Origin of the sequence: Streptomyces sp. SID486, from assembly GCF_009865385.1 — a bacterium.
In the GTDB taxonomy this organism is placed as follows: Bacteria; Actinomycetota; Actinomycetes; order Streptomycetales; family Streptomycetaceae; genus Streptomyces.
The window spans coordinates 13,161-37,086 of sequence record NZ_WWJT01000300.1 but is presented as its reverse complement, the minus strand read 5'-3'; the positions used below and the strand labels follow the sequence as shown (position 1 = coordinate 37,086).

General features: G+C 72.7%; 29 protein-coding genes and 1 pseudogene. 12 read left to right on the top strand and 18 right to left on the bottom strand.

The annotated features are described in order from the left end of the window. The 3 genes from GT045_RS14180 to GT045_RS14170 form a co-directional block, all read right to left on the bottom strand. Window positions 1-318, bottom strand: a 318-nt coding sequence (locus tag GT045_RS14180) for an AMP-binding protein (protein ID WP_161334379.1), incomplete at its 3' end; no start/stop codon positions are given. Beyond that, a complete protein-coding gene (locus GT045_RS14175; RefSeq protein WP_161334378.1) occupies window positions 318-1,058 on the bottom strand; it encodes a glycosyltransferase family A protein in 741 nt (246 codons plus the stop codon). The genes GT045_RS14180 and GT045_RS14175, both read right to left, overlap by 1 nt. Continuing rightward, window positions 1,055-2,083, bottom strand: a complete 1,029-nt coding sequence (locus GT045_RS14170; protein ID WP_161334377.1) for a ketoacyl-ACP synthase III — start codon at window positions 2,081-2,083, stop codon at window positions 1,055-1,057. The genes GT045_RS14175 and GT045_RS14170 overlap by 4 nt, the downstream gene beginning before the upstream one ends. Window positions 2,084-2,381: 298 nt before the next feature. Here GT045_RS14170 and GT045_RS14165 point away from each other — a divergent pair, with 298 nt between their 5' ends. The 3 genes from GT045_RS14165 to GT045_RS14155 all read left to right on the top strand — a co-directional run bounded on the left by GT045_RS14165 (window position 2,382) and on the right by GT045_RS14155 (window position 4,695). After that, window positions 2,382-3,251 carry a class II glutamine amidotransferase gene (locus tag GT045_RS14165; RefSeq protein ID WP_161334376.1) on the top strand — a complete coding sequence of 290 codons (870 nt, stop codon included), beginning with the start codon at window positions 2,382-2,384 and terminating at the stop codon, window positions 3,249-3,251. Window positions 3,252-3,388: 137 nt separating this feature from the next. Next, window positions 3,389-4,345: a hypothetical protein gene (locus GT045_RS14160; RefSeq protein WP_161287088.1), complete on the top strand. Its 957-nt coding sequence runs from the start codon at window positions 3,389-3,391 to the stop codon at window positions 4,343-4,345. A gap of 140 nt (window positions 4,346-4,485) precedes the next feature. Further along, entirely contained in the window at window positions 4,486-4,695 is a 210-nt protein-coding gene (locus GT045_RS14155) for a hypothetical protein (RefSeq protein ID WP_202514863.1), read from the top strand. 130 nt (window positions 4,696-4,825) lie between these two features. Here the strand turns inward: GT045_RS14155 and GT045_RS14150 are convergent, their stop codons facing one another. Both GT045_RS14150 and GT045_RS14145 read right to left on the bottom strand, forming a co-directional pair. After that, window positions 4,826-5,533 (bottom strand): phenylalanine--tRNA ligase beta subunit-related protein, encoded by a 708-nt coding sequence (locus GT045_RS14150; RefSeq protein WP_161334375.1) that lies wholly within the window; start codon window positions 5,531-5,533, stop codon window positions 4,826-4,828. 69 nt (window positions 5,534-5,602) lie between these two features. Beyond that, window positions 5,603-6,439 (bottom strand): EamA family transporter, encoded by an 837-nt coding sequence (locus GT045_RS14145; RefSeq protein ID WP_161334374.1) that lies wholly within the window; start codon window positions 6,437-6,439, stop codon window positions 5,603-5,605. A gap of 126 nt (window positions 6,440-6,565) precedes the next feature. Between GT045_RS14145 and GT045_RS14140 the strand changes: the two genes are divergently transcribed. After that, window positions 6,566-7,144 (top strand): XRE family transcriptional regulator, encoded by a 579-nt coding sequence (locus GT045_RS14140; protein WP_161286826.1) that lies wholly within the window; start codon window positions 6,566-6,568, stop codon window positions 7,142-7,144. A gap of 39 nt (window positions 7,145-7,183) precedes the next feature. Here GT045_RS14140 and GT045_RS14135 read toward each other — a convergent pair whose 3' ends face one another. Beyond that, complete coding sequence (locus GT045_RS14135) at window positions 7,184-7,744, bottom strand: TetR/AcrR family transcriptional regulator (protein WP_161334373.1); 561 nt, start codon at window positions 7,742-7,744, stop codon at window positions 7,184-7,186. Window positions 7,745-7,865: 121 nt separating this feature from the next. Between GT045_RS14135 and GT045_RS14130 the strand changes: the two genes are divergently transcribed. The 3 genes from GT045_RS14130 to GT045_RS14120 all read left to right on the top strand — a co-directional run bounded on the left by GT045_RS14130 (window position 7,866) and on the right by GT045_RS14120 (window position 9,928). Then, a complete protein-coding gene (locus GT045_RS14130) occupies window positions 7,866-8,780 on the top strand; it encodes an MBL fold metallo-hydrolase (RefSeq protein ID WP_161334372.1) in 915 nt (304 codons plus the stop codon). Between the two features lie 220 nt (window positions 8,781-9,000). Then, window positions 9,001-9,528, top strand: a complete 528-nt coding sequence (locus GT045_RS14125; RefSeq protein WP_161290703.1) for a CAP domain-containing protein — start codon at window positions 9,001-9,003, stop codon at window positions 9,526-9,528. 127 nt (window positions 9,529-9,655) lie between these two features. Then, the gene (locus GT045_RS14120) at window positions 9,656-9,928 is read left to right on the top strand and encodes a hypothetical protein (protein ID WP_161290699.1); all 273 of its coding nucleotides are present in this window, start codon (window positions 9,656-9,658) and stop codon (window positions 9,926-9,928) included. 66 nt (window positions 9,929-9,994) lie between these two features. On the opposite strand, the gene GT045_RS14115 is transcribed toward GT045_RS14120, so the two are convergent. Continuing rightward, window positions 9,995-10,168 carry a CsbD family protein gene (locus GT045_RS14115; RefSeq protein ID WP_161290697.1) on the bottom strand — a complete coding sequence of 58 codons (174 nt, stop codon included), beginning with the start codon at window positions 10,166-10,168 and terminating at the stop codon, window positions 9,995-9,997. Window positions 10,169-10,416: 248 nt separating this feature from the next. Between GT045_RS14115 and GT045_RS14110 the strand changes: the two genes are divergently transcribed. Next, on the top strand, window positions 10,417-10,587 hold the full coding sequence (locus tag GT045_RS14110) for a hydrophobic protein (protein ID WP_161334381.1): 171 nt from the start codon (window positions 10,417-10,419) through the stop codon (window positions 10,585-10,587). 342 nt (window positions 10,588-10,929) lie between these two features. On the opposite strand, the gene GT045_RS14105 is transcribed toward GT045_RS14110, so the two are convergent. Further along, the gene (locus GT045_RS14105) at window positions 10,930-11,550 is read right to left on the bottom strand and encodes a TetR/AcrR family transcriptional regulator (protein ID WP_161294995.1); all 621 of its coding nucleotides are present in this window, start codon (window positions 11,548-11,550) and stop codon (window positions 10,930-10,932) included. A gap of 156 nt (window positions 11,551-11,706) precedes the next feature. On the opposite strand from GT045_RS14105, the gene GT045_RS14100 reads away from it, so the two are divergent. Further along, the gene (locus GT045_RS14100; protein ID WP_161334371.1) at window positions 11,707-12,726 is read left to right on the top strand and encodes an aldo/keto reductase; all 1,020 of its coding nucleotides are present in this window, start codon (window positions 11,707-11,709) and stop codon (window positions 12,724-12,726) included. Between the two features lie 243 nt (window positions 12,727-12,969). On the opposite strand, the pseudogene GT045_RS39700 reads toward GT045_RS14100, so the two are convergent. The 3 genes and pseudogenes from GT045_RS39700 to GT045_RS14085 all read right to left on the bottom strand — a co-directional run. Next, window positions 12,970-13,137, bottom strand: a pseudogene (locus GT045_RS39700) (TetR/AcrR family transcriptional regulator); the annotation flags it as partial. Window positions 13,138-13,191: 54 nt separating this feature from the next. Then, window positions 13,192-13,557: a hypothetical protein gene (locus GT045_RS14090; RefSeq protein ID WP_161294999.1), complete on the bottom strand. Its 366-nt coding sequence runs from the start codon at window positions 13,555-13,557 to the stop codon at window positions 13,192-13,194. Window positions 13,558-13,752: 195 nt separating this feature from the next. Next, on the bottom strand, window positions 13,753-14,610 hold the full coding sequence (locus tag GT045_RS14085; protein WP_161334370.1) for an SDR family NAD(P)-dependent oxidoreductase: 858 nt from the start codon (window positions 14,608-14,610) through the stop codon (window positions 13,753-13,755). An 87-nt stretch (window positions 14,611-14,697) separates the two neighbouring features. Here GT045_RS14085 and GT045_RS14080 point away from each other — a divergent pair, with 87 nt between their 5' ends. Continuing rightward, a complete protein-coding gene (locus GT045_RS14080) occupies window positions 14,698-15,198 on the top strand; it encodes a MarR family transcriptional regulator (protein WP_161295003.1) in 501 nt (166 codons plus the stop codon). Window positions 15,199-15,289: 91 nt separating this feature from the next. On the opposite strand, the gene GT045_RS14075 is transcribed toward GT045_RS14080, so the two are convergent. Then, the gene (locus GT045_RS14075; RefSeq protein ID WP_161295005.1) at window positions 15,290-16,513 is read right to left on the bottom strand and encodes a saccharopine dehydrogenase C-terminal domain-containing protein; all 1,224 of its coding nucleotides are present in this window, start codon (window positions 16,511-16,513) and stop codon (window positions 15,290-15,292) included. Between the two features lie 124 nt (window positions 16,514-16,637). On the opposite strand from GT045_RS14075, the gene GT045_RS14070 reads away from it, so the two are divergent. Next, window positions 16,638-17,372 (top strand): TetR/AcrR family transcriptional regulator, encoded by a 735-nt coding sequence (locus GT045_RS14070; RefSeq protein ID WP_161334369.1) that lies wholly within the window; start codon window positions 16,638-16,640, stop codon window positions 17,370-17,372. Between the two features lie 8 nt (window positions 17,373-17,380). On the opposite strand, the gene GT045_RS39695 is transcribed toward GT045_RS14070, so the two are convergent. After that, window positions 17,381-17,548 (bottom strand): hypothetical protein, encoded by a 168-nt coding sequence (locus GT045_RS39695; RefSeq protein ID WP_237538571.1) that lies wholly within the window; start codon window positions 17,546-17,548, stop codon window positions 17,381-17,383. A gap of 190 nt (window positions 17,549-17,738) precedes the next feature. Further along, window positions 17,739-18,350 (bottom strand): GNAT family N-acetyltransferase, encoded by a 612-nt coding sequence (locus GT045_RS14060; RefSeq protein WP_237538570.1) that lies wholly within the window; start codon window positions 18,348-18,350, stop codon window positions 17,739-17,741. Between the two features lie 331 nt (window positions 18,351-18,681). Here GT045_RS14060 and GT045_RS14055 point away from each other — a divergent pair, with 331 nt between their 5' ends. Continuing rightward, entirely contained in the window at window positions 18,682-19,620 is a 939-nt protein-coding gene (locus GT045_RS14055) for a GNAT family N-acetyltransferase (protein WP_161334367.1), read from the top strand. Here the strand turns inward: GT045_RS14055 and GT045_RS14050 are convergent. From GT045_RS14050 to GT045_RS14035, 4 genes are all read right to left on the bottom strand, one after another. Next, window positions 19,617-20,522: a poly-gamma-glutamate hydrolase family protein gene (locus tag GT045_RS14050; protein WP_161295013.1), complete on the bottom strand. Its 906-nt coding sequence runs from the start codon at window positions 20,520-20,522 to the stop codon at window positions 19,617-19,619. The genes GT045_RS14055 and GT045_RS14050 overlap by 4 nt on opposite strands. A 77-nt stretch (window positions 20,523-20,599) precedes the next feature. Beyond that, complete coding sequence (locus tag GT045_RS14045) at window positions 20,600-21,790, bottom strand: glutamate--cysteine ligase (RefSeq protein ID WP_345942647.1); 1,191 nt, start codon at window positions 21,788-21,790, stop codon at window positions 20,600-20,602. A 555-nt stretch (window positions 21,791-22,345) separates the two neighbouring features. Further along, window positions 22,346-22,711: a hypothetical protein gene (locus GT045_RS14040; protein ID WP_161334366.1), complete on the bottom strand. Its 366-nt coding sequence runs from the start codon at window positions 22,709-22,711 to the stop codon at window positions 22,346-22,348. Between the two features lie 501 nt (window positions 22,712-23,212). After that, window positions 23,213-23,671, bottom strand: a complete 459-nt coding sequence (locus GT045_RS14035; RefSeq protein ID WP_161295019.1) for a hypothetical protein — start codon at window positions 23,669-23,671, stop codon at window positions 23,213-23,215. Window positions 23,672-23,926 lie beyond the last annotated feature (255 nt).

Here is a 23,926-nt window from a genome sequence, read left to right as displayed (position 1 = left end):
TACGAGGCCGGGCCGGGCGAGGGCCAGCCGGGCGCGCAGCACGTCCGGTCCGGCCCCCGGGTCGAGGACCGCGGCCCGGGCGCCGAGCCGGTGCACCGCGAGCAGGACGGCCAGTGCCCGCGGTCCGGGCCGTACGGCGACACCGACGGTGCTGTCACGGCCGACGCCCCGCGCGTGCAGGGCCGCCGCGTAGCGGTCGGTGAGGTCGGCCAGGTCCCCGCAGGTGGCCTTGACGCGCACGGCCCCGGTCCGGGTGGTGCCGAGCACGGCGGGCCGGCCGGGACGGGTGCGCAGGGTGTGGGTGAGTGCGTCGAGCATCAGCGCGGGTCCTCCCCGTGACGGCCCGCACCCTTGTCGAGGTACCAGCGGGCGGTGCCGACGATGCCGTAGGCACGCAGCCGCCGGGTGGAGTTCTCCACGATCATGTCGCGGGCGTGGACGACGGCGGTGGTGTGCCGGCGCACACGGTTGAGGAAGAGCCGGTCGGTGGGGGAGGGGCGGCGCGGCATCCCGCCCACCGTCTCGTACAGCGCCGCGGTGATCGCCATGTTGTTGCCCGCGTGCATCCGGTACGGGGCGAGGAAGCCGTGCCGGCGCCGGTGGGCCGGGCGTATCCGGCCGAACAGGGCCGCGAGACGCACCAGTCCCCGGAACACCGCCCGGCCCAGCGGCCCGTGTTCGTCCCGGCGTGCCTCGACGCGTCCGCACACGAGGCCCGCACCCCGCTCCAGGGCGGCCCGGGCGGCGGCCGTCCAGCCGGGCAGGGGCAGACAGTCGGCGTCGGTTCGGGCGAGCAGCCCCGCACCGCGCGCGATGGCGTACCGGAAGCCCGTGTCCACCGCGCAGCCCACACCCTTCTCCTCCTCACGCAGCACGTGCACCGGGAAGGGCGCCCAGCGGGCGAACTCGTGCGCGAGGGCGGCGGTGGCGTCGGTGGAGGCGTTGTCCACGACGACGAGGGCGAAGTCCCGGTCGTGCTGGGCCGCGAGCGCCTCCAGCGTCGCGCCGATCCGCGCGGCCTCCTGATGGGCGGGCACCACCACCCACAGGGCACTCATGCCTTCTCCCAGACCATCGTCATGATGCTCACACCGCCGCCGAGGCCCACGAAGAGGACCCGGTCCCCGGAACGCAGCCCTCCGTGCACCCGGTCGAGCTGCACGCCCAGCGTGGCGCTGGCCAGGTTGCCCAGCTCCGGGACCGTGACGACGAGCCGCTCCCGGGGTATGCCGGTGAGTTCCACGAACCGCTCCAGGTACGGCACGGTGACCTGGTGCACCAGGATGTGGCGGAAGTCGGTCCAGTCCAGGCCGGTGCGCTCCCGCATCCGGTCCAGGACCGAGGTCCCGACCTTCTCGAACACCTCACGCAGCTCGGTCCCGTCGCCCCGGAAGTAGGTGTGCTCGTCCCCCCGAGGGTGCCGGGAGCCGCCGCCGAATATCCCGCCGACCGCCCAGTGTTCGGAGTGCGTCTCGGTGTCCACGTCGAGGATGCCGCCCCGCTCCACCCCCTCCAGCACGACCGCCGCCCCCGCGTCGCCGAAGGTGTAGCCCGCGAAGCCGTCCCTGAGCTGCTGGGCGCCGGACGGCGCGTACCGGACGGCCCGGCTCGGGGTCTCCCCGGTCACCACGAGAGCCTTCCGGGCCCGGCCCGCCACGATCATGGAGCGCGCCAGGTCGATGCCGTTGACGAAGCTGTTGCACGCGTTGGTCACGTCCAGGGCGTGCGCCCGCGACCCCAGTTCGGCCTGGACGACATGGGCGGTCGCCGGTTCGACCATGTCCCGGGTGGCGGAGGCGAACACCAGCAGGTCGACGTCGTACGGCGTGAGCGCGGCCCGGGTCAGCGCCGTACGGGCCGCCCGTACGGCGAGCGTCGAGGCGTACTCGCCCTCGCCCACGGCACGGCGCGAGACGATGCCGGTGACCCGTTCCAGGGTGCGCGCCGGCAGGGACAGCCCGGAGGCCGCGGTGATGTGCTCCTGCAGACGCCGGGACGTCACCGCGGACTCGGGCAGGCAGGACGCCACCGCGGTGATGCCGACGCGGACCGTCCGGCCCCGTGCAGCGTGGTCTGTGTGCATGGGCGAGACGCTACGAGCCGTTCCGGCCCGGCTGCCTGAGCACGCGTACTCAGGGGACGTGAGTGCAGGGCCGGGTACGTGTACGCAGCGCGGGCGCGGCCGGCACCCATCCATCGGTGTCATCGGGGTCATCGGGTACGCGCCTACGGGTCCACGACGGCCCCCTTCCCCGACGGCCACGCTCCCCGGTTCCCGGCGCGGCGCGCGGAGACACGAAAGGACGCAACGGCCGCCGAAGCGGGCAGTGTCTCCCGCGCGCTGCGACAATCGGCCTGCCCGGTGAGCGAGGAGGAAACCCGTGTGCCGCCTGTTCGGCCTCAGCAGCGCCCCGAACCGTACCCACGCGACCTTCTGGCTCCTCGACGCACCCGACAGCCTCAGCCGGCAGAGCCGTTCCGACCCCGACGGCACCGGCCTGGGATACTTCACCGCCGACGGCACCCCACGCGTCGACAGGGCCCCCATCGCGGCCTACGAGGACCGCGCCTTCGCCGAGGACGCCCGGCAGGTGCGCTCCGCCACCTTCCTCGCGCACGTGCGGTTCGCCTCGACGGGCGGCCTGGACGCCCGCAACACGCATCCGTTCCAGCAGGACGGGCGGCTGTTCGCGCACAACGGTGTCATCGAAGGGCTCGACCGGCTCGACGACCACCTGGGTGACGACCGGTCACTGGTCGGGGGCGACACCGACTCCGAACGGTTCTTCGCCCTGATCACCAGGGAGACACGCGGGCACGGCGGTGACGTCACCGCCGGGATCCAGAGTGCCGCCCACTGGATCGCACGCAACCTGCCCGTCTTCGCCCTGAACCTGATCCTGATCACCCCCGACCAGCTGTGGGCGCTGCGTTACCCGGAGACCCATGACCTGTACGTCCTGGAGCGGCAGGCGGGCGGCGAGCACGGGAACCGCCATCTGGACCACAGCGGCAGCCACGGCCGCATGCGTGTCCACTCCGACCACCTGGCCGAGCAGCCCGCCGTCGTCGTCGCCAGCGAACGGATGGACGACAACCCCCACTGGCGCCTGATGGAGCCCGGCGAACTCCTCCACGTCGGTCCTGGTCTGCGCACCGACCGCCGGGTCATCCTGCCCGGCCCCCCGTCGCACCGGCTCACCCTCGACGACCTCCGCCCCGAGGCCGCGGCCTCCCAGAAAGCCGCGTAGCCCCCGCCGGCCGCCGCCCGCGTCCGCCGCCCGCGTCCGCCGCCCGCGCCCGCGGCCCGGAGGACCGGCAGGCGTGCGATCGATAACGATCTCGCCCGGGCCCTTGTCGGAAGCGTGATCCGTTCTAGCCTCCGGCCATGGGATTCCTTTCAAGCCGCCGCAAACGAGCCCGTCTCGCGCCGGAACTCGACGACCAGGAACTGGGCAGGCTGCTGAAGTCCCTGCTGGCGACGACCAGGACAGGCACCATCGCCACCACCGACCTGTGCACGGCGCAGATGACCCGGCTCCTGGACCAGGACCCGGGCGACTGGGACCGCCGGACCCACCGCATCGGCGTCCTGGCCGACTTCCTCTCCGCGTCCCATCTGCCCAAGTCGTGGGCCGCACGCCAGCCCCGCAACGCCACCGCCCTCGTCCTTCACGCGTGGACCCAGGTCGCTCAGGCCGGCGCACACGACCAGGGGGGCGACACGTCCGACGCCACCCAGATCTGCCTACGCGCCGCCGAACTCGCGCCGGACGACCCCACCCCCTGGGTTGCCCTGCTCAAGGTGGCGCGCCGGGAACGCTGGAGGCAGCCCCAGGTGTTCGGCGTGTGGAACGAGGTGCTCGCCCGGGACCGCTGGAACCGCGAGGCGTACATGAACATGCTGGCCTATCTCACTCCCGAGGAAGGGGGCTCCCGGCTGCAGGTCCTGGACTTCGTCGACGCGCTGGTGGCCCGGGTGCCCGCCAACGCCCCGTGCGTGGCGACGGAACTCACCGCCCAGGTCTTCCAGTACCGGGCCATCCTCGGCCGCGGCGGCTACGAGGCGCTGGTGGCACGGACCCACTGGTCCCAGGGGATGGCCGCGCAGGCACTCGACCGCGTGGCGCACACCTGGGCGCAGCCGGGGTTCCTCCGCCACGCCGGGGCGCTCGCTGACCTGAACCTCCTCGCCTACGCGCTGATGGCAGGCGACCGCCGCGTCGAGGCCCGCGCGCTGTTCGAGTCGATCGGCGGGGTCGTCACCGCCTGGCCCTGGCAGATCGGCGGCGACCCCCTGACCGAGTTCGAACAGGCGCAGCGCAGGGCCACCGTCGGCATGTGAGCCGCCGCCGCGGCGGCGCACCTCGCGAGCACGGCGGCGGCCGCGTACCTCACGAGCACCGCCTCGGCCGCGCACCTCGCGAGCACCGCTGCGGGAGGGCCCGGCGCGCGCTCGCGGCACGGCTCGGCGACGCTGGTGCCGTGACAGCGCGTGCCGTGGTGTATGAGCCCGCCGAGGACGGCGGCCGTCGTGTGCGTCTGGGCGACCGCTTCCTGGGCATGGCCTACACGCTGCTCGACGTCGCCGAGTTCTTGCGCGGGGCGGGCCTGGGGGAGGTGGAACCGGAGGAGGTGGCGGGAGCGGACTGGGTCGAATGGCGGGGCGGCGGGCCGGGCGTGTGGCGGCCGTGACAGGTGAGTTCCCCGTGGAGGGGGTGCCGCGGTCGGTCCCCGAGTACGGCCGTGGCACCCCGGGGCTCGACGCGGGCGCGGGCGCGGAAGCGGGCTTACGCCGGGGCCGCCGCGCCGGGCCCGGGGCCGCTCAGACGGTGACGTGCGGCTGAGCCGCGCTCAGGTAGGACACCTGGGTCCGCCCGGAGTGCGGCAGGAGAAGGCCCCGGAGTTCCTCTGCGGCCGTCTCGAGCAGGCGGCCGTCATCCGTGGCGTGGAGGGTTTCGAGGGCGAAGACGACCTGGGCGGAGTCCTCGGTGACGCGGGTGCGATGGGCGTCGCGGTGGTTCCAGTGCCGGGTCAGGACCCCCACGGCGTCGGCGTAGACGACCTCGCCGGGGCCGGGGTGCTCGACGGTGCCGGGTTCGCCGAGCGGAGTGAAGGTCTCACTGCCGTCCGCGTGGCGGATCTCTACGTCGCCGCTGACCCGGTCGAGGTCGAAGGCACCGGCGGGCAGCGCATGGCGGACGGAGACCGTGTTGTACGAATCGACGGCCGGGTTGATGCGCGGCAGCGTGCCCCTCTTGGCCAGGCGGCGGCCGAGGGCGTCGACGCTGGGGCGGACACGGCGGGGGTTGGTACCGAAGGAACGGTAGGCGGTGTGCCACGCCTCGATGCGCCGGTCGGTCTCGTCGGCGGGCCGCCAACTGCCGTCGGCCAGCCGCTGCTCCAGCTCCGCCATGGCCGCGACGGTGCCGGGCCACGGTTCGCGGCCGCGCAGGCCGGTGGCGGTGACCAGGGCGATGCGGGTGTCCGGGAAGGCGTCGGCTACGGCGGGGCCGATGCGGAAGGAGGTCATGGGTGAGGTCCTGTTCGTGCGATGCGGGGTGTTCGTCGCTGCGGGGCCGTTCAGTCGCTGCGGGGCCGTTCAGGTGAGGGCGAGGAGGCCGACGGCGACCGCGGCGGCCCCCAGGCCGACGAGCTGCCCGCGGTGGACGCGTTCGCCGAGGACAGCGCGGGCGAGCAGGACCGTGCCGGCCGGGTAGAGGGCGGTGATCACGGCGACGACGGTGAGGTCACCGCTGCGGGCGGCGAGCAGGAACAGGAGGTTCGCCACCGAGTCCAGCGCCCCGGCGGTGGCCGAGACCGCGTACGCGGGCCTCTCCGGGCCGAGTGCGCGGTACATCACCGCGGCCGCGACCAGGGTGACGGCCGAGGAGACCGCGCGTCCGATGATCAGCGGGGCCACACCGCTGTCGGACGGTGCCTGGTGCAGGAAGACCAGCTGGAGGGCGATGGCGGCTCCGGCGCCGAAGGCCAGCAGCAGTGCCGTACGCGACGGACGCGCCGAGTCCGCACCGTGCCCGGCGCTGACCAGCAGCACCGCCACCAGCGCGAGCGGCAGACCGAGCAGGCCGGCCGGCCCGGGACGCTCGCCCTGCAGCAGGCCCACGGCCACCGGCAGCGCGGCCGACACCAGCGCGGTCACCGGTGAGAGCACGTTCATCGGGCCGATGGCGAGGGTCTTGTAGAGCAGCGCGAACGCGGCGGCCGAAGCGACACCGGAGGCGGCTCCCCAGCCCACGGCGGCCGGGCTGAACGACGCACCGAGGACGGGCCACAGCAGCAGCTCGACGACGAGACTGGCCGGGGCGGCGACCAGCACGGTACGCAGGACGTGGGCCCGGCGGGCGCCGAGACCCCCGAGGAAGTCGGCACAGCCGTAGGCGAGGGAGCTGCCCAGGGCCAGCAGAAGAGCGAACACGGCACTGTCCTTGGAATTTCACAACGGAACGACTCGACCGTACAATGAAACGACCGCCTCATGTCAACCAGCCGACCGACCGGGCGGTGTACTGGAGTGGACCGCTCGAACGGGGACGGTGATCAGGTGGCCGAGACAGAGGCGGCCCTGCGTACGCTCGCGCAGAACGTCAGGGCGGCCCGGACCCGCGCGGGTCTGTCCCTGGACGAGCTGGGCCGCCGGGCCAGGGTCAGCAAGGGTGCCCTGGTCGGGCTGGAGAAGGCTCAGGGCAACCCGAACTTCGCCACCCTGGTCCGGCTCGCCGACACCCTCGGCGTCTCGGTGTCCGCCCTCATGGAGGGGCCGGCCGAGGGCCGGGTCCGCGTGGTGTCCGCCGACTCGGTGACGCCCCTGTGGGCGGGGGAGCGGGGCGGCGAGGCCCGGCTCATGCTCACGACCTCCGGGCCGGCGCCCGTCGAGGTGTGGCGCTGGCGGCTGCAGCCTGGCGAGGAATACCCCAGCCATCCCCACCAGGGTGGCGTCGTCGAAACCGTCAGCGTCACGGCCGGGCGCATGTCACTGCTCGTCGACGGGGTCGAGCACTCCGTCGAGGCAGGCCAGACCGCCACCTTCGACGGCGACCTCCCGCACACCTACCGGGGCGCGGGCGACGAGACATGCCACCTGATCATGACCGTCCACCTGCCGCCCGCGCGAACCGCGTGACAGCCGAGGGCCGGGCTGCCGACGGCGGGGCGACCCCCCTCACTCCTCCAGGAGCGTGACTCCGGCCGCGAGGCGGCGCGCGTAGGCGGCGTCGACCCCGTCCGGACGGAACAGGATGCGGTACGTCAGGGGCGCGACGACGCGGTCCATGACCGTCTCGGTGTCCGGCGGGCTCTCGCCGCGTCCGGAAGCACGGCTGAGGATGACGTCGATCTGGCGGGCCGCGTGGGCGGAGCACCGGCCGGCGTTGCCGCCGTCCGGGTCGCCGAGCAGGGCGTCCCGGAGGTGGGCGCGACCGGCGGGGGAGGACATCTCGTCGAGGAACTGCTCGGCCCAGGCCGTCAGGTCGGCCGACAGGGTGCCGTGGTCGGCGGGCGCGGCGTCGGGGCGCAGGCGTTCCACCGCCACGTCCGACAGCAGCTCCCGCAGGTCGCCCCAGCGGCGGTAGACCGTCGACGGAGTCACACCCGCCCGCCGGGCGATCAGCGGCACCGTCAGGGCATCGCGGCCCAGCTCGGCGGTGAGTTCGCGTACGGCGGCGTGCACGGCCGCCTGGACCCGCGCGCTCCGCCCGCCGGGGCGGGCCATCTGCCTGCTCATACCGGGCACCCTAAGGACTCCCGACGCTTTAAGGCCAATCGTTTGCTTTAACCGGCCGCCGGAGCCTAGGTTGCTTAAAGCGAATGGATTGCTTTTGGTGCCTCCCAGGGAGCGACCGATCATGAGCACTGCACCGGCCGTCGAGCCGACCGGCGGCCCCGCCTGGACCGTGGGCGACGTCATCGTCCACCGCATCGACGAGATCCCCCTGCCGGCCGCCACCGGAGCGTGGCTGCTCCCGGCCGCCACCCCCGACGTCGTCATGGCCCAGGACTGGCTGCGCCCCTCCTTCGCCGACGACGAGGGGCTCCTGCGCATCGACAGCCACAGCTTCGCGTTCAGCCTCCGTGGCCGGCGAGTCCTGGTGGACACCGGCATCGGCAACGGCAAGCGGCGGGCCAACCCCGCCTGGCACGACCTGGACACCGACTACCTTCGGCGTCTGACCGCAGCGGGTTTCCCGCCGGACACGGTCGACCTCGTGATCCTCACACACCTGCACGCCGATCACGTCGGCTGGAACACCCGCGAGGTGAACGGGGCATGGGTCCCCACCTTCCCCAACGCCCGCTACGTCACCTCCCGCACCGAGCGGGAGTTCTGGGCCGGGTACGCCATGGACGAGGCACGTGCGCAGATGTTCCGGGACTCCGTGACCCCGGTGGAGGAAGCCGGGCTGCTCGACCTCGTCGACGTGCCCGCCGCGGGCGCCGGTGTCGCCCCGGGCCTGCGCCTGCTCCCCACCCCCGGCCACACTCCCGGACACGTCGCCGTCGAGCTGACCGCTCGCGGCCGGACGGCGGTGATCACCGGTGACTGCGTCCACCACCCGGTGCAGCTCGCCCACCCCGCCGTCGGCGCCTGCGTCGACATCGACCCCGAACGCTCGGAGTCCTCCCGCCGCGCCCTGCTCGGCGCACTGGCCGACACGCACACCCTGCTCCTGGGGACCCACTTCGCCCCGCCCACGGCCGGCCGCGTCGTCTCCCGAGAGGGCGCCTACCGGCTCGCCCCCGTCCCCGCCGGCGTCCACTGACCCGACGGACCGTGCCCGGCCGGGCGGTGGGTCGTCGGCTCGTGGCCGGGCGTCCCCGGTCGTACGGTGGAAGCAGCAGGAGGCGCGCCTCCGCAGCATCTTGGCGGCGGTGTACGTCTCGCCACAGGCCGCCCACATCCTGCCGGCCGCTCCCGTGGAGCGGCCCAGCGGGCGCGTGCCGTGGGCGGCTCCCCGCGACCCCTCCCTAAGGGGAACCCTCATGCGTTCCAAGAGCCATCGAATCCGCTGTGTCTGCGCCGTCGTCGGTACGGCCCCGCTGCTCCTGCTGGGCGGCACCGCCACGGCCGGCGCCGCTCCGGCGGCGCCGACCACGGTCTCGGGTCCCGTCACCCGCGCCGTCCAGGAGTCGTCGCCGGGGGAGATCCTCTCCCTGGTCAACGCGGAACGGGCCAAGGCCGGTTGCGAGCCGCTGAAGGAGGACCCCCGCCTGATGCAGGCCGCCCAGGCCCACGCCGACGACATGGAGGCGAACGGCCTCACCGGCCACGATGGATCGGACGGGTCCACCGCCCTGTCCCGGATGGAGAAGGCCGGTTACTCGCCCGCCGGGCCGTCCTCGGAGAACGTCTCCGGGCCCGGCCACGACTCCGCCAAATCCCATGTCGACGGCTGGATGTCCAGCAGCCGCGGCCACCGGGCGGCCATCTTGAACTGCGAGTTCAAGGAGACAGGCATCGGCACGAAGGGGCAGTTCGCCGTCGAGATCTTCGCCGTCAGGTCGAGGTGAGCTCCACGGCCCCCGGCGCCCAGGAAGGGCGGGAGCCCTCGCCGAGCGCGGCTCGGCACTGTCTCGCCCGGGTACGGCACAGCCAGGGCCGGACCCGCGGCACGTCTCCGGAAGGCAGGTGCGTCCCATGCGCACGTCGACCCGTATCGCCGGTGCCCTCACCGGACTGACCCTCACGCTCGGCGGCGCGGCTCTCGCGGCACCCGCCGCCCACGCGGACATCCCGGCCTGCGTCAGCCAGGTGGAACGCGAGCTGCAAGGTGGTGAGGCCCCGGACTCCGTCCGGATGGCGTGCTACTTCGGACTGACCGGCAACCACGAGCAGTGCGTGTCCGCTCTGACCCAGGCCGGTGTCACCGACCGCACCGCGGGGAGCGCCTGCCGGGCGGCCCCCGAGTAGGGGTGGACGCGATCCGGGGGCGGCCCGGGACACGGGCCGCCCCCGGGGCGGGTGTTCTCGCTCGCGTCAGTGTCGGCCGGTGTCCTTCAGGGACTCCTTGGCCTCGCGGGCGTCACCTGCGGCCTCCGCCGCGCGCCCCTTCGCGATCAGCTTCTGGTTGCCCGTGGCGCGTCCGGCTGCCTGGGCGGCCTTGCCGACTGCCTGTTCGGCCTTGGCGCGGGCCTTCTCACTGGCGGCCATGCCGTTCACCTTCCTCGGTTGCCGGTATCGGTTGCTGGTTGTGCGCATGACCTCTCACGGCGTCCGCAAACACAGGAGACGCACGCCGTGCCCGGGAACGGACGCCGGGGCGGAAAGGCGGCGTGGCGCACGGGGACGAGGGAACGGCGCGCGGCGCGCACATGCCCTTCGTCGTGCGGAAGTAACGCGCGTTCCCTGGGCTTGTCCGGATGGAGCAGGGGCATTCGCTGGCCAGGAGGTCGATGACAATGGTTCCCCTGCTTCTTGTTCTTCTGCTGGCTCTGGTCCTCTTCGGTGCGGGTTTCGCGCTGAAGGCACTGTGGTGGATCGCGGTCATCGTGCTGGTGTTGTGGCTGCTGGGCTTCGTGGTCCGGCCTGCGAGCAGCGGCGGCCGCAAGGGCCGCTGGTACCGGTGGTGATCACCGGCGTCCGGTGGTGAGGCGCACGACGCGCGCGATCGGGTGGGGCCCGGCCGGTGACGGCCGGGCCCCACCCGTGTGTGCACGGCGGCACTCTGCCGAGGTGGCTGGGAAGGATCGGGCGTATCGGACGCACCGGAGGGTATGTGACCACTGCGGCGGTCCGTGGAATCAGCAGTGGAACCTGCGCCTCCAGTTTCCACGGGCCGCTGCGTCCTGTCCGTCGGCAGGCCCGCCCCCCGGCACCGGACAGCCATCGGGCCCGCCCCCCGGCACCGAACAGCCATCAGGCCCGCCCCCCGGCACCGAACAGCCCTGTCGCGCGGGGCGACCCGGTGGCGGTCAGGTTGTGGTCGGTGAAACGCTCGGGGCGCAGCGGGGTCGGCACAGTCCCGCGATGAGGAGTCCGACCAGCCGGCGGGCGTCGTAACGGGGATCGCTGTCCGCGCCGATGCAGAGGTTGCCGACCCCGCGCATGAGCTCGTAGGCGTCGACGTCGGTGCGGATCTCCCCGGCGGTGGCCGCGGCGTCGAGCAGCTCGGCGCACACGGGCACGAGGCGGTCGAGGAAGTAGGTGTGCAGCGCCTCGAAGCCCGTGCTGTCGGGCTGCAGTACGGCGGCGAGCCCGTGCTTGGTGACCAGGAAGTCGACGAAGAGGTCCACCCACAGTCCCAGCGCGGTGTGCGGTGTCGCGCTGGACGCCAGCAGGGCCGGCCCGGCCTCGGCGCAGGCGTCGACCTGGTGCCGGTAGACGGCGATGATGAGGTCCGCCCGGGTCGGGAAGTGGCGGTAGATCGTGCCGAGTCCGACGCCCGCCCTGGCCGCGATGTCGCGTACCGGCGCATCCACGCCCGACGTGACGAACACCGCGGCAGCCGCGTCGAGCAGCGTCTCCTTGTTGCGCCGGGCGTCCTTGCGCCTGGAGGGGGTCGCGCGCCCGGCGCCCTCGTCGCTGTCGCTCACCGCTCATCTCCTTTCCTCGTGACCGCTCTTGCTAAAACGGAACACTGTTCCGTATCGTTCCGGAACGAGGTTCCGTTTCATCATCATGGCAGAGGCGCGACCGGCGTCCAAGCCATGCGCGACACCACGTTCCCGCCCCCTTGAGGAGACACGGTCATGCAGTACCGCACCTTGGGCCACACCGGTGTGCAGGTCAGCACCCTCGCGCTCGGCGCGATGAACTTCGGCAGCATCGGACGCACCACCCAGGACGAGGCCACCGCCCTCGTCGACGCCACCCTGGAGGCGGGGATCAACCTCATCGACACCGCCGACAGGTACAGCGACGGCGAGTCGGAGGAGATGGTCGGCAAGGCCATCGCCGGCCGCCGCGACGACATCGTGCTGGCCACGAAGGCGGCCATGCCGATGGGGGACGAGCGCAACCACCGGGGCGCCTCGCGGCGCTGGCTGGTGACCGCGCTGGACGACAGCCTGCGCCGCCTCGGAGTCGACCACGTGGACCTCTACCAGATCCACCGGTGGGACCCCGCCACCAGCGACGAGGAGACGCTGTCGGCGCTGACCGACCTGCAACGCGCGGGGAAGATCCGCTACTTCGGCTCCTCCACCTTCCCCGCCCACCGCATCGTGCAGGCCCAGTGGGCCGCCCGCGAGCATCACCTCGGCCGCTACGTCACCGAACAGCCCAGCTACTCCGTCCTGCAGCGCGGGATCGAGGCCCATGTGCTGCCCGTGGCCGAGCAGTACGGGCTCGGGGTGCTCGTATGGAGCCCGCTGGCCTCGGGCTGGCTGTCCGGCGCGATCCGCGAGGGCCTGGAGATCACCACCAGCCGCTCGGCGTTCATGCCGGAACGCTTCGACACCTCCATCCCCTCGAACCGCGCCAGGCTCGACGCCGTCGAGCGGCTGGCCCGGATCGCCGACGAGGCCGGCCTCACGATGATCCAGCTCGCACTCGGCTTCGCGACGGCGCACCCCGCCGTGACGAGCGCGCTCATCGGCCCGCGCACGCCGGAGCACCTGGCCGCGCAGCTCGCCGCGGCCGACACCGTGCTCCCCGCCGACGTGCTGGACGCGATCGACACCGTCGTCGCCCCCGGCACCGACCTGGCCGCGCACGAGAAGTTCGACACCCCGCCCGCGCTGCTCGACCCGGCACTGCGACGCCGCTGACCGGTCAGGGGTGAGGGCACCCCGCACCCCGCCCGGCGCCGCCGACGGAACCCGCGCATCCCTGCCACGCGCTGCCCTGGCCCCGGTTCGGGGCCGCGCCCACCCCCGTCGGCCCCCGGGAGCTGTCGCGGACCCGGCCCGGGACAGCGTCGTCCCGGGAAGCGCACGCCTGGCTCCCGGGCGCGGCGCCGTGTCCGGGCGCCGACCGCCAGACCGTGTGATGTACGGCGTCGGCGGGGCCGCGGTGCGCAGGAGGGTCAGCGCGGTGTCGAGTGCCGCTTCCGGGTGGGTGATGCCGCCGGTGGACATCAGGATGGTCACGCCGCCCTGGACGGCGGCGACGAGTGCGGCTGCCGTCCGGCCGGCGTCCAGTCGTCGGTCCTCGCCGCCGGCCTGCATGCGCCGGATCCCGGTACGCGGGGCCCGGTGTCGTCCCGCCGGGCCGGAACGCGCCGGCCCCGGCGGTCAGGCGAGGTCCGTCAGCTCCTCCGCGAAGACCTGCGACAGGGGCTGCGGGCCCACGTACTGCTGGCAGTTGCACTCGCCGGCTTCGTAGCGAAGCGGCTTCTTGTTCTCGTCCCAAGCCGTCGGCACCTCGACACGTTCGTGGCACCGGCCCTGCTTGTCGTGCTTGGCGAGATGATGGGTGCACCCGCACACCGGCTCCGGCGGCTTCTGTGCCGCTTCGACGGCCAGGCGCTCCTGCTTCGCCGCCTCCAGCAACTGCAGCTTGCGCTCGTGCCGATTGCGCAGCGCGGTGCGGACGTTGTCGGCCGCCCAGGCGAAGCCGCCCGTCCAGAAGACGATGAGAACCCACCAGAACCAGTCCATCGACCGCCCCTTCCCCCTGACCTGCCGAAGGGCCAGCATAGACGGGCTCACCGGCAGCGGCTCCGCCTTGCCGGGCCGTGTTCCGGGCCCCTCGCGCCATGTTGGACGCGCAGGCAGAAGGCCGTCGCAGAGGGCGACGCCCCTCCGAGGGGGCACGCAAGGCGACGCTCCCGCGGGGGAGGGGTGCGAGAGGAGTCAGGCGATCCAGCTGCCGGTGAGGTTCTGCACCGCGGAGCCGTCGGTGTCGCGCAGCTTCGTGCCGACGAAACCGCGGGCCCAGTCGGTCGTCTGGAGCCGGAAGGCGGGCCGGTCGGAGTCGAGGGCCTCCATGACCGCCTCCGCCGCTCCGGCCGGGGTCTGGGCGCTGCCGTCCAGGAACTGCTCGGCGGTGCGGTCGATGTAGCTGTGCAGAGCGGCGGTGTACGGGCCGGCGTCGATGTCCGAGGCGAGGTCGACACCGATGTTGTTCACGAACTCGGTGGCCACGGCACCCGGTTCCACGACCGACACGCCGACACCGAGGCTCCGCGCGACGGGGGCGAGGCTCTCCATGTATCCCTCGACGGCGAACTTGGCGGCGCAGTAAGCCTCGTTGAACGGCTGGCCGACGACGCCGCCGACGCTGGTGACGGTGATCAGGCGTCCGCCGGTGGCGCGCAGGTGCGGAAGCGCGGCCTTGGAGACGGTCAGCACGCCGAAGAAATTGACCTCCATGACCTTGCGGATGTCGTCCATGGCGTCGTTCTCCAGGGTGCCCAGATGACCGGCGCCCGCGTTGTTGACGACGGCGTCCAGGCGGCCGTGGTCGGCCAGCACCCCGTTCACGGCGGCGGTCACGGACGCCTCGTCGGTCACGTCGAGCTGCCGGATGTCCAGCTCGACGCCCGCTTCGGCGGCGGCCCGGCGCAGCGCACCGGCCCGCTCGGTGTCACGGAGGGTGGCGACCGTACGCCAGCCCGCCCGGGCGGCGGCGACCGCGGCGGCGAGGCCGATTCCGGAGGAGGTGCCGGTGATGAGAACAGTGCGGGGGGTGCCGGAGGCGGTGGTGGACATGGCGGGGCCTTCCCATGGGGCTTTATGTGCGTGCACACACAACATAGCTTTCAGTGTGTGCACACGCAACCCGCATATAATCGCTCCATGCCGAAGAAGCTCCCGCAAGCCGAGATGCCCGCAGCGGACTACGCCTTCTACGGGCTGGTCTGGGCGGGCACGGTGATGACCGAACGCGTGGACCGGGCCCTGGTGAAGGCGCACGACCTGCCGGTGTCGTGGTTCGAGGTGATGCTGTGGCTGGCGTCCAGCCCCGACCCGGTGCCCGCGTCCGTCCTCGGCAACAGCACCATGCTCAGCCGCAGCCAGGTCTCCCGGGTGGTGGACGCGCTGCAGGGCCGGGGGCTGGTGGCCCGTACGCCGTCGGCGCGCGACGCCCGGTCGGTCGAGGTCTCGCTCACCGCCGAGGGCCGCCGCGTCTTCGAGCAGGCCGACGCCACCCGGCGTGAGGCACTGGCGCCGGTCTTCACCGAGCTCCTCGACGACCACGACATCGAGGCCCTCGGCACGGTGTGGCGCAAGCTCAAGGCGGAGAAGGAGAAGCTGGGGGCGGACCCGGACCCCGGGCCCACCCGGTCGGCTCGGTGAGCCGGCGCGGGGGGCGCCGACGGTCCGCCACCGGCCGTGATCAGCCCTGCTCGCGCAGCCCCCTGCGCCGACGGTCCGCCCCCCGCCGTGATCAGCCCTGCTCGCGCAGCCCCCAGGGCGAGCCGTAGTCGACGAGCAGGTCGAGGAAGGGGCGGGGCGGAAGTGCCTCGGGGCCGAGGACACCCCGGCCGGACCAGACGCCGGTGGCGATGAGTTCGAGGGCCACGACCGGGTTGACGGCCGTCTGCCAGACCACCGCCTGGGAGCCGTACTCGCGCATCGACCACTGGTTGTCGACCACGTGGTAGAGGTACACCTCGCGCGGAACGCCGTCCTTCGTCCCCTTCACCCAGGTGCCCGCACAGGTCTTGCCGGTCATCCGTTCACCGAGCGTGGCCGGGTCGGGCAGGCAGGCGGCGACCACGTCGCGCGGGGACACGCGCACGGGACCCTCCGCACCGGGGACGGTGACCTTCGCGGTGGAGTCCAGGCCCAGTTCGTGCAGGGTCTTCAGCTTGGCGATGAAGTCGTCGCCCAGGCCGTACTTGAAGGTCACCCGGCGGGCGTCCACCCAGCGGGGGATCAGCAGCACCTCCTCGTGCTCCACGTTCACGCACTCGACCGGGCCGATGCCCTCGGGGAAGTCGAAGACCTCCGGTTCGCTGAACGGGGCGGTGGTGAACCAGCCCCGGTCCTTCTCGTAGACCACCGGAGGGTTCAGACACTCCTCGATGGTGGTCCAGATGCTGAAGGAAGGGGCGAAGTCGTAGCCCTCCACCGTCAGGTCGGCCCCGTCGCGGACACCGATCTCCTCGATCTCGTCGAACAGCTCGTCCGCGGCGTACCGGGCGAAGACGTCGGACAGACCGGGTTCCACCCCCATGCCGACCAGAGCCAGCCGGCCGGACTCCGCCCACCGGTGTGCCAGCTCGAACTGGCCGTCGCCGAGTTTGACCCCGCACTCCTCGTAGGGGCGCTCCGGGTGGGGTGCGGACAGGGACATCGCCATGTCCAGGTAGTGCGCACCCGCCGCGAGCGCCGCGCGGAACAGGGGCATCACGAACCGCGGGTCGGTCGCGTTCAGCAGCACGTCGCAGCGCTCCTCGGTGAGCAGCCTGCGCACCGCCCCCTCGTCCGAGGCGTCCAGGCGCCGCGCGCTGAACCGGTCGCCGGGTTCCTCCAGCGCGGCGACGGCGGCCTCGGCCCGGGACAGGTCGTAGTCGGCCACGATCATGCGGGTCAGGAAGCCGCGACGGGCAGCGATCCGGGTGACGGCGGTTCCGACCCCGCCCGCGCCCACGAGCAGTACTCGCATGTCACACACCTCTCTCCTCAAGCACACGTCTACGAGACGCCCCGATGCAACGGCACGGCTCCCTGTAGAGTCAACTGTGTTGGCATAAGGGCGCAGGCCCGGACGACGAACGGGAGAGGTCCGCATGGCCAAGGAAGTGGTGCCGGAACCGGCGCGGCGCAGACGCCGGCCGACCCGGCAGGGCACGGTGCTGTCCGAGCGGCTCATCGTGCACACCGCGCTGCGGGTGCTGCGGGAGCACGGCAGCGCGGGGCTCACCGCACGCCGGCTGGGCACCGCCCTGGGCGCCGACCCCAGCACCCTCTACCGCTACTTCGCCGGCATGGACGACCTCACCCGGGCCATCGGCGAGGAGCTGATGGGGCAGGCGCTGGACAGCTGGACCGCCACCGGTGAGTGGCGGGCCGACCTGCGTGCCCTCGGGCTCGCCATCCACTCGTCGTACCTCGCCCATCCGCAGGCCGCCACCCTGACCGCGAGCCGGGTCACCGGCCGCCCCCGGGAGATCGCGGTCGACGAGACGATCCTCGGCATCCTGCGCACCGCCGGATTCCCGGACGCCGCCGCGGTCCGCCTCTACCACGCCTTCATCGACCTGAGCCTCGCCTTCGCGGCCCTCGACGCCGGAGCGCTCGCCCTGGCGGAGGAGGCCCGCGCGACGGACGAGGAGATGTGGACGTCCACCTACGCCAGACTCCCGGCCCAGTCCTACCCGCACATCGCCGCGACCGCCCCCCTGCTGGCCGCCCGGATGCCCCACAGCGCCTACCCGTTCGTCCTGGACACCCTCCTGGACAGCGCCGCCGCCCGACTGACCGCCCCGCACACCGCTGTCCCATGCGACGAGGCGTCCGCATGATGCCGGTGTCAGGGCGCCCCGGCCGGGAAGTCGGCGACCGAGCTCCGCTGGATCGGCCTCAACGTCAGCTCGAACATCGCGTCCGGGTCGAACATGTCGTAAAGGATCACCGGGACCGGCCGTCGCAGCGCCCGGACGATCCGGCCACTGTCGTGCAGGTGCCGGGCCGCGCCCACGCACACCTCGTCGAACCACGCGGCCAGCCGCTCGTCGCGACCGTCCGGCTCCTCGTGTCCTCGTACCGCAGGCCCCGTGACCCGGCCTCCCGCCGGTGCGACCCCGCTCCTTCCGGGTCACGCCCGACGCTCTCGACCCCTTCGAGTCCCGTCCGCGGGAAGAACGCGTAACTCCAGCGCCTCCCCTCGTTCAGGGCGAGTTCGTAGGTGACGCGTGCGGGTCGGGGTCGGTCGCGAGACGGGCGTGCAGATGGCAGTCGCGGAACGCGTCCCGGCGGTCGGCCTCCCACATCGCGCCGCGTAGTGTCCCCTCGTAGCGGAAACCGCACCGCTCGGCGACCTTGCACGAGATCTCGTGGCCGACGGCGTGGTCGAGTTCCAGCCGGTGCAGGCGCAGTTCCGTGAACACCCAGTCGGCGGTCAGGGCCAGGGCGCGGGTCGCGACGCCCCGGCCGCGTGCCTCGGGCAGCACCCAGTAGCCGACGCAGGCCGACCGCAGCACGCGGTCGATCCGGCTGACGCCGACGTGCCCCAGCGGCGAACCGCTGTCCGCCTCCTCCACGCAGAACGACGCCCCGGTACCGGACTTGGCCGCCGCCGACTTGCTGTGCAGCGTGGCGCGGGCGGTGGCCGGATCCGTGATGGGGCGCAGCGGAGTGTTCCAGCGCCGGAACTCCGGGTCGGAGCAGCCGCGGAGAAACGTCTCGACGTCGGCCTCGTCGCCGGGATCCCACGGACGAAGTCGCAGGCCACGGCCGGATATGAGCGGGGTGAGGGTGGGGGAGGAGGTGCTCGGCGTCATTCGGACATTGAACATCAAGCATGGAGGACCGGAGTGCCGGGTCGTCTCGGAGGTCCGGCCGCAGGGCGAACTCGTCGGCCGGCGAACCGGACGCACCACGGTGTCGGCCGACCCGAACGGCGCGCCCCCTCCACCGGGCGGAGTCGTCGTCCCCGGTGACACCCGGCCGTTCCACCCTCCGCGTCGACACCACCTCCACCAGGGCTACGGCTACGAGGTGCGGCGCACCGGACGGCTCCCGCACCGGGCGGACCGACGAACACGCCATCGGTCCGCCCCGGCAGCGGCCGCGGACTCCCCAGAGGCACGCGCGCGTAAGGGATCCTGGAGCATGCGCCCGGACGACTGGCACCTCACCGAAGACCTCGACGAATTCCTCGCCCACACCGACGCCTTCCTGCGCTCACGCCCCACGCTGCACAACACGCCACTGACCACGATCGAGAAACTGCGCAGGCGGGCAGCGGAGGCGCCCGACGCCGGACCCACCGTGTTCGGCCGTCTCGAATCGGGGGGTGAGGTCCGCGCCGTCTTCTATCGTCTGGCGTCCAGCGGCCGCGTGACCCTCACCCCCCTCTCCGCGGAAGAGGCCGACACCCTCGCCGCCCGGCTGGCCGGACCCGGTCCGACCCCCTCCGGTGTCATCGCGGACCACGACACCGCCACCGCCTTCGCCCAGGCGTGGCAGCGGCACACGGGCTCGGTGCCGGTACGCGACTGGTGGGGCCGCCTCCACCGTCTCGGGACCCTCACCCCGCCGGAGCCACGGCCGGAGGGCCGGGGCCGCATCGCGGCTGAGGCGGACCAGGAGCAAGTCATCCGCTGGTGTGCCGAGTTCGCCGCCGACGTCGGAGAGGCCCCGGCCCTGGACGCCGCCGCCTGGGCCGGCACCCGTTTCGCGGACAAGCGCTTCACGTTCTGGGAGACACCGGACGGCAGTCCCGTCTCCATGGCGGGCTCGACCCCGATGCTGGCCGGCATGATCCGGGTGGACCCCGTTTACACCCCGGCCCACCTACGCGGCCGCGGGTACGCGGGCGCCGTGACGGTCCAGGTGAGCAGGGCCGCGCTGGAAGCGGGCGCGACGGACGTCGTCCTGTTCACGAACCCGGTCAACCGCACCAGCAACGCCCTCTACCGGCGCATCGGATACGTCCCGGTCACGGACTTCATGGGGTACGACCTGTCACGTGCCGCCCCGGAAGCCGGCCGGCCACGGTCGAGGCCGCGCTCGCCCGGCGCCACGCGTCCCGTGCGGGGCGGCCGTTAGAGGGAGTCGAGGCCCAGCTCGTGGTTCTTGACCGCCTCGCGGACGGCACCCACGAAACCGTTCCAGAAGTGGTCGGCGTCGGGGCTGGCGGTGCTCGGCACGCCGGCCGTCGCCCTGCGCTTGGCCGCGCCGGAGAAGTCACCGAACATCGCCTGGCGCAGCGCCGTGGACAGTTCCAGCTGGGCACCGGCGCCGGTGCGGGTACGGTTGGCGATGTTGGCCGGGTCGTCCCCGTTGATGGGGTCGGTGGCGCCCGCGAAGACGACCGTCACGTTCCAGGCGGTCTGGGCCGCGGGCGAGGTCAGGCCGTACTTGGTGAAGGCCGCCAGCAGGTTGCGCTTGAGCCGCTCGTCCCGGCCGCCGATGATGATCTTCTTCGTGGTCGTGTCGTCGAAACCGTGCAGGGAGACGGCGTACAGGTTGTTGGCACAGACGGCGAGGGCGGCCGGGTCGTCGCAGTGGGTGGCCGTGACGTGCTGCGCGGAGGAGTTGGCGATCGCCTCGAACATCCAGTAGTCGCGCTGCGGTTCGCCGGGCACCGCGGCGTCGGCCGGGTCGGTGTTGGCGTCGAACGGCGTGTAACCGGCGACGGCCAGACACAGCTCGCTCGTACCCGCCTCGATCCCGCCGCCGTGCGGCGCTATCACCGCCGTGCTGCCGACGGGACTGCTCGTGCCGCGGACGTTGTCCGTGAGCTGTACCGGAGCACCGATGCGGAATCGGCGCATCCAGTCGATGCCCTCCTTGGCGGCGGTGCGTGTGTACAGGTCGGTGTTGGAGGTGTACTGGTCGGCTGCGGCCGCCGGGGTGGCGCCGTTGCCCATAACGGCGTTGAGCGTGGGCAGTCCGGCGGCCACGGCGGCGGCGGAGGCGAGAAGGGAACGTCTGCTCGTGTTGTTCATGCAGCGATCTTGCATCATGGCTCACCGCCCCTTTCTCTCGGGCCCCTGCCTCCCGGGCGCCACCGACCTCCCTGTGCCTAGGCCGACCCTTGGTCCGGTGTGGTGTGGGTGATCAGGTGATCGACGACATCGAGAAGGCTGGAGCGCCGCTGGTGGACGAAGCGCTGGCGGTCGGCGCCGTTGCCGTCGGCGCGCAGCCGCCTCCACGCCGTGCGGACCAGTTCCAGGTCGCCGTGGTCCCGCAGGGCGGGGGCGACCTCCGCCAGACACTGTTCGACACCGGCGCGGGAGGGGCCGAGGGTGTTCGTGACCGGGTCCAGGCTGTGTCCGGCCAGGCCGTCGCGGGCGGCCCGCCAGCATGCGGCGCGCAGGACTTCCGGCCGGGGCCGCGGCGCCGGCTCACCGTCGGCGACGGCCTTCAGCGCGGTCGCGGCCATGGCCCTGACCACGGCGCACAGCAGGAGGGTCTCCTCGGCGGTGGTGACGGCGTCGGCGACCCTGACCTCCAGGGTGGGGACGTGGTGCGAGGGCCTGATGTCCCAGTACAGGCCACCCCGGTCGAGGAGGGCGCCACCCTGCAGCAGACTGCCGACCAGGTCCTCGAAGTGGGCGCACGACGCGAAGTACGGCGGCGGTCCGGCCACCGGCCAGCGCGCCCAGGTCATGGTGCGCCAGCTGGCGTACCCGGTGTCCCTGCCCAGCCAGTAGGGGGAGTTGGCCGACAAGGCGATGAGGACGGGCAGTCTGCAGCGCAGGTGGTTGCTGACCTGAAGCGCCCGGTCGAGGTCCGGCATGCCGATGTGGACGTGCAGGGCGCAGGCGGTCTGTTCGTCGTCGAGGGCGCGGAAGGTCGCGGCGCTCAGGGCGTACCGGGACCCCCGTGACAGGGGCGGGGGAGCGGCCGGGCCGAGGACGGGGGACCCGCTGGAGACGATCCGCAGGCCCAGCTGTGCGGCGGAGTCCGCGACGGTGGCTCGCATCGCCCGCACCTGCTCGCCCAGGTCCTTCGACTCGACCTGCGGGTCGGTCCGTGCCTCGACCTGGTATCGGGTCAGCTCCTGGGCCACACGGTCGCCGAGGCCGGCCGAGGAGGCCAGGGCGACGACCTGGTCACCGGCCGGGTGCACCTCCCGCGTGACGGGGTCGACCAGCAGGTACTCCTCTTCCACACCCATGGTCAGCAGGCCCTGGGCCGTGGTGGGGGAGGACAGCCGGCCGGCGGCCGGCCGATCGTTCGCGCGCGTGGTGCCGTCGTTTCCACTGGTCACGGTAACCATCCTGTCGCGGTGTCTGGTCGCCGCGTCGACGAGCGGCGGACCCTTGGGCAGGCCGAGCAGGGATCGAGCACGAGTGAGACGACGCAGATGCCGTGCACCGGCGCGGGACCCGAGCACGCGGCGACCGAGCCGGTACCGCCCATTCTGGAGGCAACCGGCGCCGGGGAGGTGGCCCGGTGGCCGGGATTCGTCCCGGGGACGGGCGCGTTCCACGGGCGGAGTGGCCAGGATCGGCCCCTGATGTACGGGGACCGCGACCTGCCTTGCCCGGGGGCCCGCCGAGGGCGCCGCGAGACACCGGCCGGGCCGTGGGGCGGTGGGGCGGCCGGGCGGTGCGGCGGAGGGTGCCGTGACCGTGAGGGGCGGACGCGGGTTTCGTGCTCCGCTGTCCGCGTCAAGGGTGCTTCGAGATCGTGACCGCCCGGGGCCGGGCCGCCCCGGCAGTGGACCTGCCGGGGGCGCCCGGGGCGGAAGCCGAGCCGCCGGGGACGTGGGGCGGCTCGCGGGGTGGACCGTACGATCCGGTGCGTGGCCCCGCCGGGTGTGTCAGTGAGGTACGCAGCCGAACCAGTTCACCGTGTCCTTGCTGGTGGTGTAACCCAGGCACCTGATGGTGCGGTCGTGCAGGGTCCCGGTGCGGTCGACGCCGCCGTCCAGGTAGTCCGACTTGTAGTGGGGCTGAACCAGGGTGTCGATCTCGACGATGTGCCAGCGGTGGTCGCTGTCCGGCAGGCTGCAGCGGTGGGCGGTCACGTTACGGCTGGGCCCCTCGCTCCATATCGGCCGTTCGGCGCGGTCGCAGTGGGCTCTCTCGGTGGCGCCGGCGGTGCCGGCGCCGGTACCGAGCAGCGCTGTGGCGCCGGCGGCCACCGCCGTGGCGGTGCCGAGCAGGCGCTTGAGGGTGGGGTTCATCGATCGTTCCTCCTGCCGGATGGCGTGACGTCGGGCGTTGCCCTGTCACCGTGAAGCGATAGTCACACTTATCCGGCGAATCCGGCCTGGCGATAGGCGGTGCAATCCCTCGACCCGGTGACATACGTGATGCCAATGCAGCAGACACGGTCCCGCCCCGGTCGGCAGACGCGGGATCAGGGGATGGCGGGATCGTCGAAACCCGGGACGGCGGGATGACCGGATCGAGGGACGGCGGGATGCCGGATCGCGGGACGGGGGATCGCCGGATCGAGGGACGGCATCGCCTGGGCGGCGTCGGGATGCCGGATCGCGGGACGGCGAGATCGTCGATGCACGGCGTCACGGCGTCACGGCGTCAGGGCGTCAGGGCGTCACGGGGTCGCGGGCTCACGGGACGGCGGGGTCGCGGGTCGGCGGGTCGCGGCCGGGGGCGGAGCTCGGGCGGCGGGGGCCGGCCCGCGGGTGGCGACACTCGGAACTCGCCTCCGTCGAGCGGTGTCAGCGCCTGTCCGCGTTGGGCCGTGAGGTCGTCTTGCGTGCCGGCCGGTGGATGAGGTCGTCGTCTCCCTCCTGGCGGGGGACGTACGAGAAGCCCTCTTCGGTGTCGGGGTCGTAGTGGACCACCGCGTTCTGCTCCGTCAGCATCTGCTTCCAGGACCTCAGCCGGTCCTGCTCGTTGTCGGTGAGGTCGCGCCCGTCCCGCAGCCGGGCCTCGACGCGGAGCATGGCGACCGGGTACTTCCAGCGGTGGGCCTCGCTGACCTCCCACGGGATCAGGTCGTCGTTGCGGGTGATGCGCCGGTCGAGCCCGCGACGCCGTCTGAAGTTGCCCCACATGGAGGTGACGGTCTCGATGCCGTACTTGCGCTTGTACTCGTCGATCATCCACTGGTACGTCCTGCCTTCCTGGAACCAGCGGATCACCTCTTGCTCGTCCTGGATCTTCCTCTTCGCCATGTGATTCCCCACCCGTCGATGATCTTAAATGTAAGCTACATTTACACACCGTTGTGCAGGCGTCAACCAGTGGCCGCCGCCTGCGGCGACGGCGCCCGTGTCCGCGGTGACAGGGCGTTCCGGATGAAGCACATGGACATCGCCGGCCTCGGTGACGAGAATGGTCCGCTCGACGACACACTGGATTTCTGCCCGGTGACGGAGCCGGTGCGGGGCGCGTGCCCCCACTCCGCGCCGACACTGGACGGTTCCAGG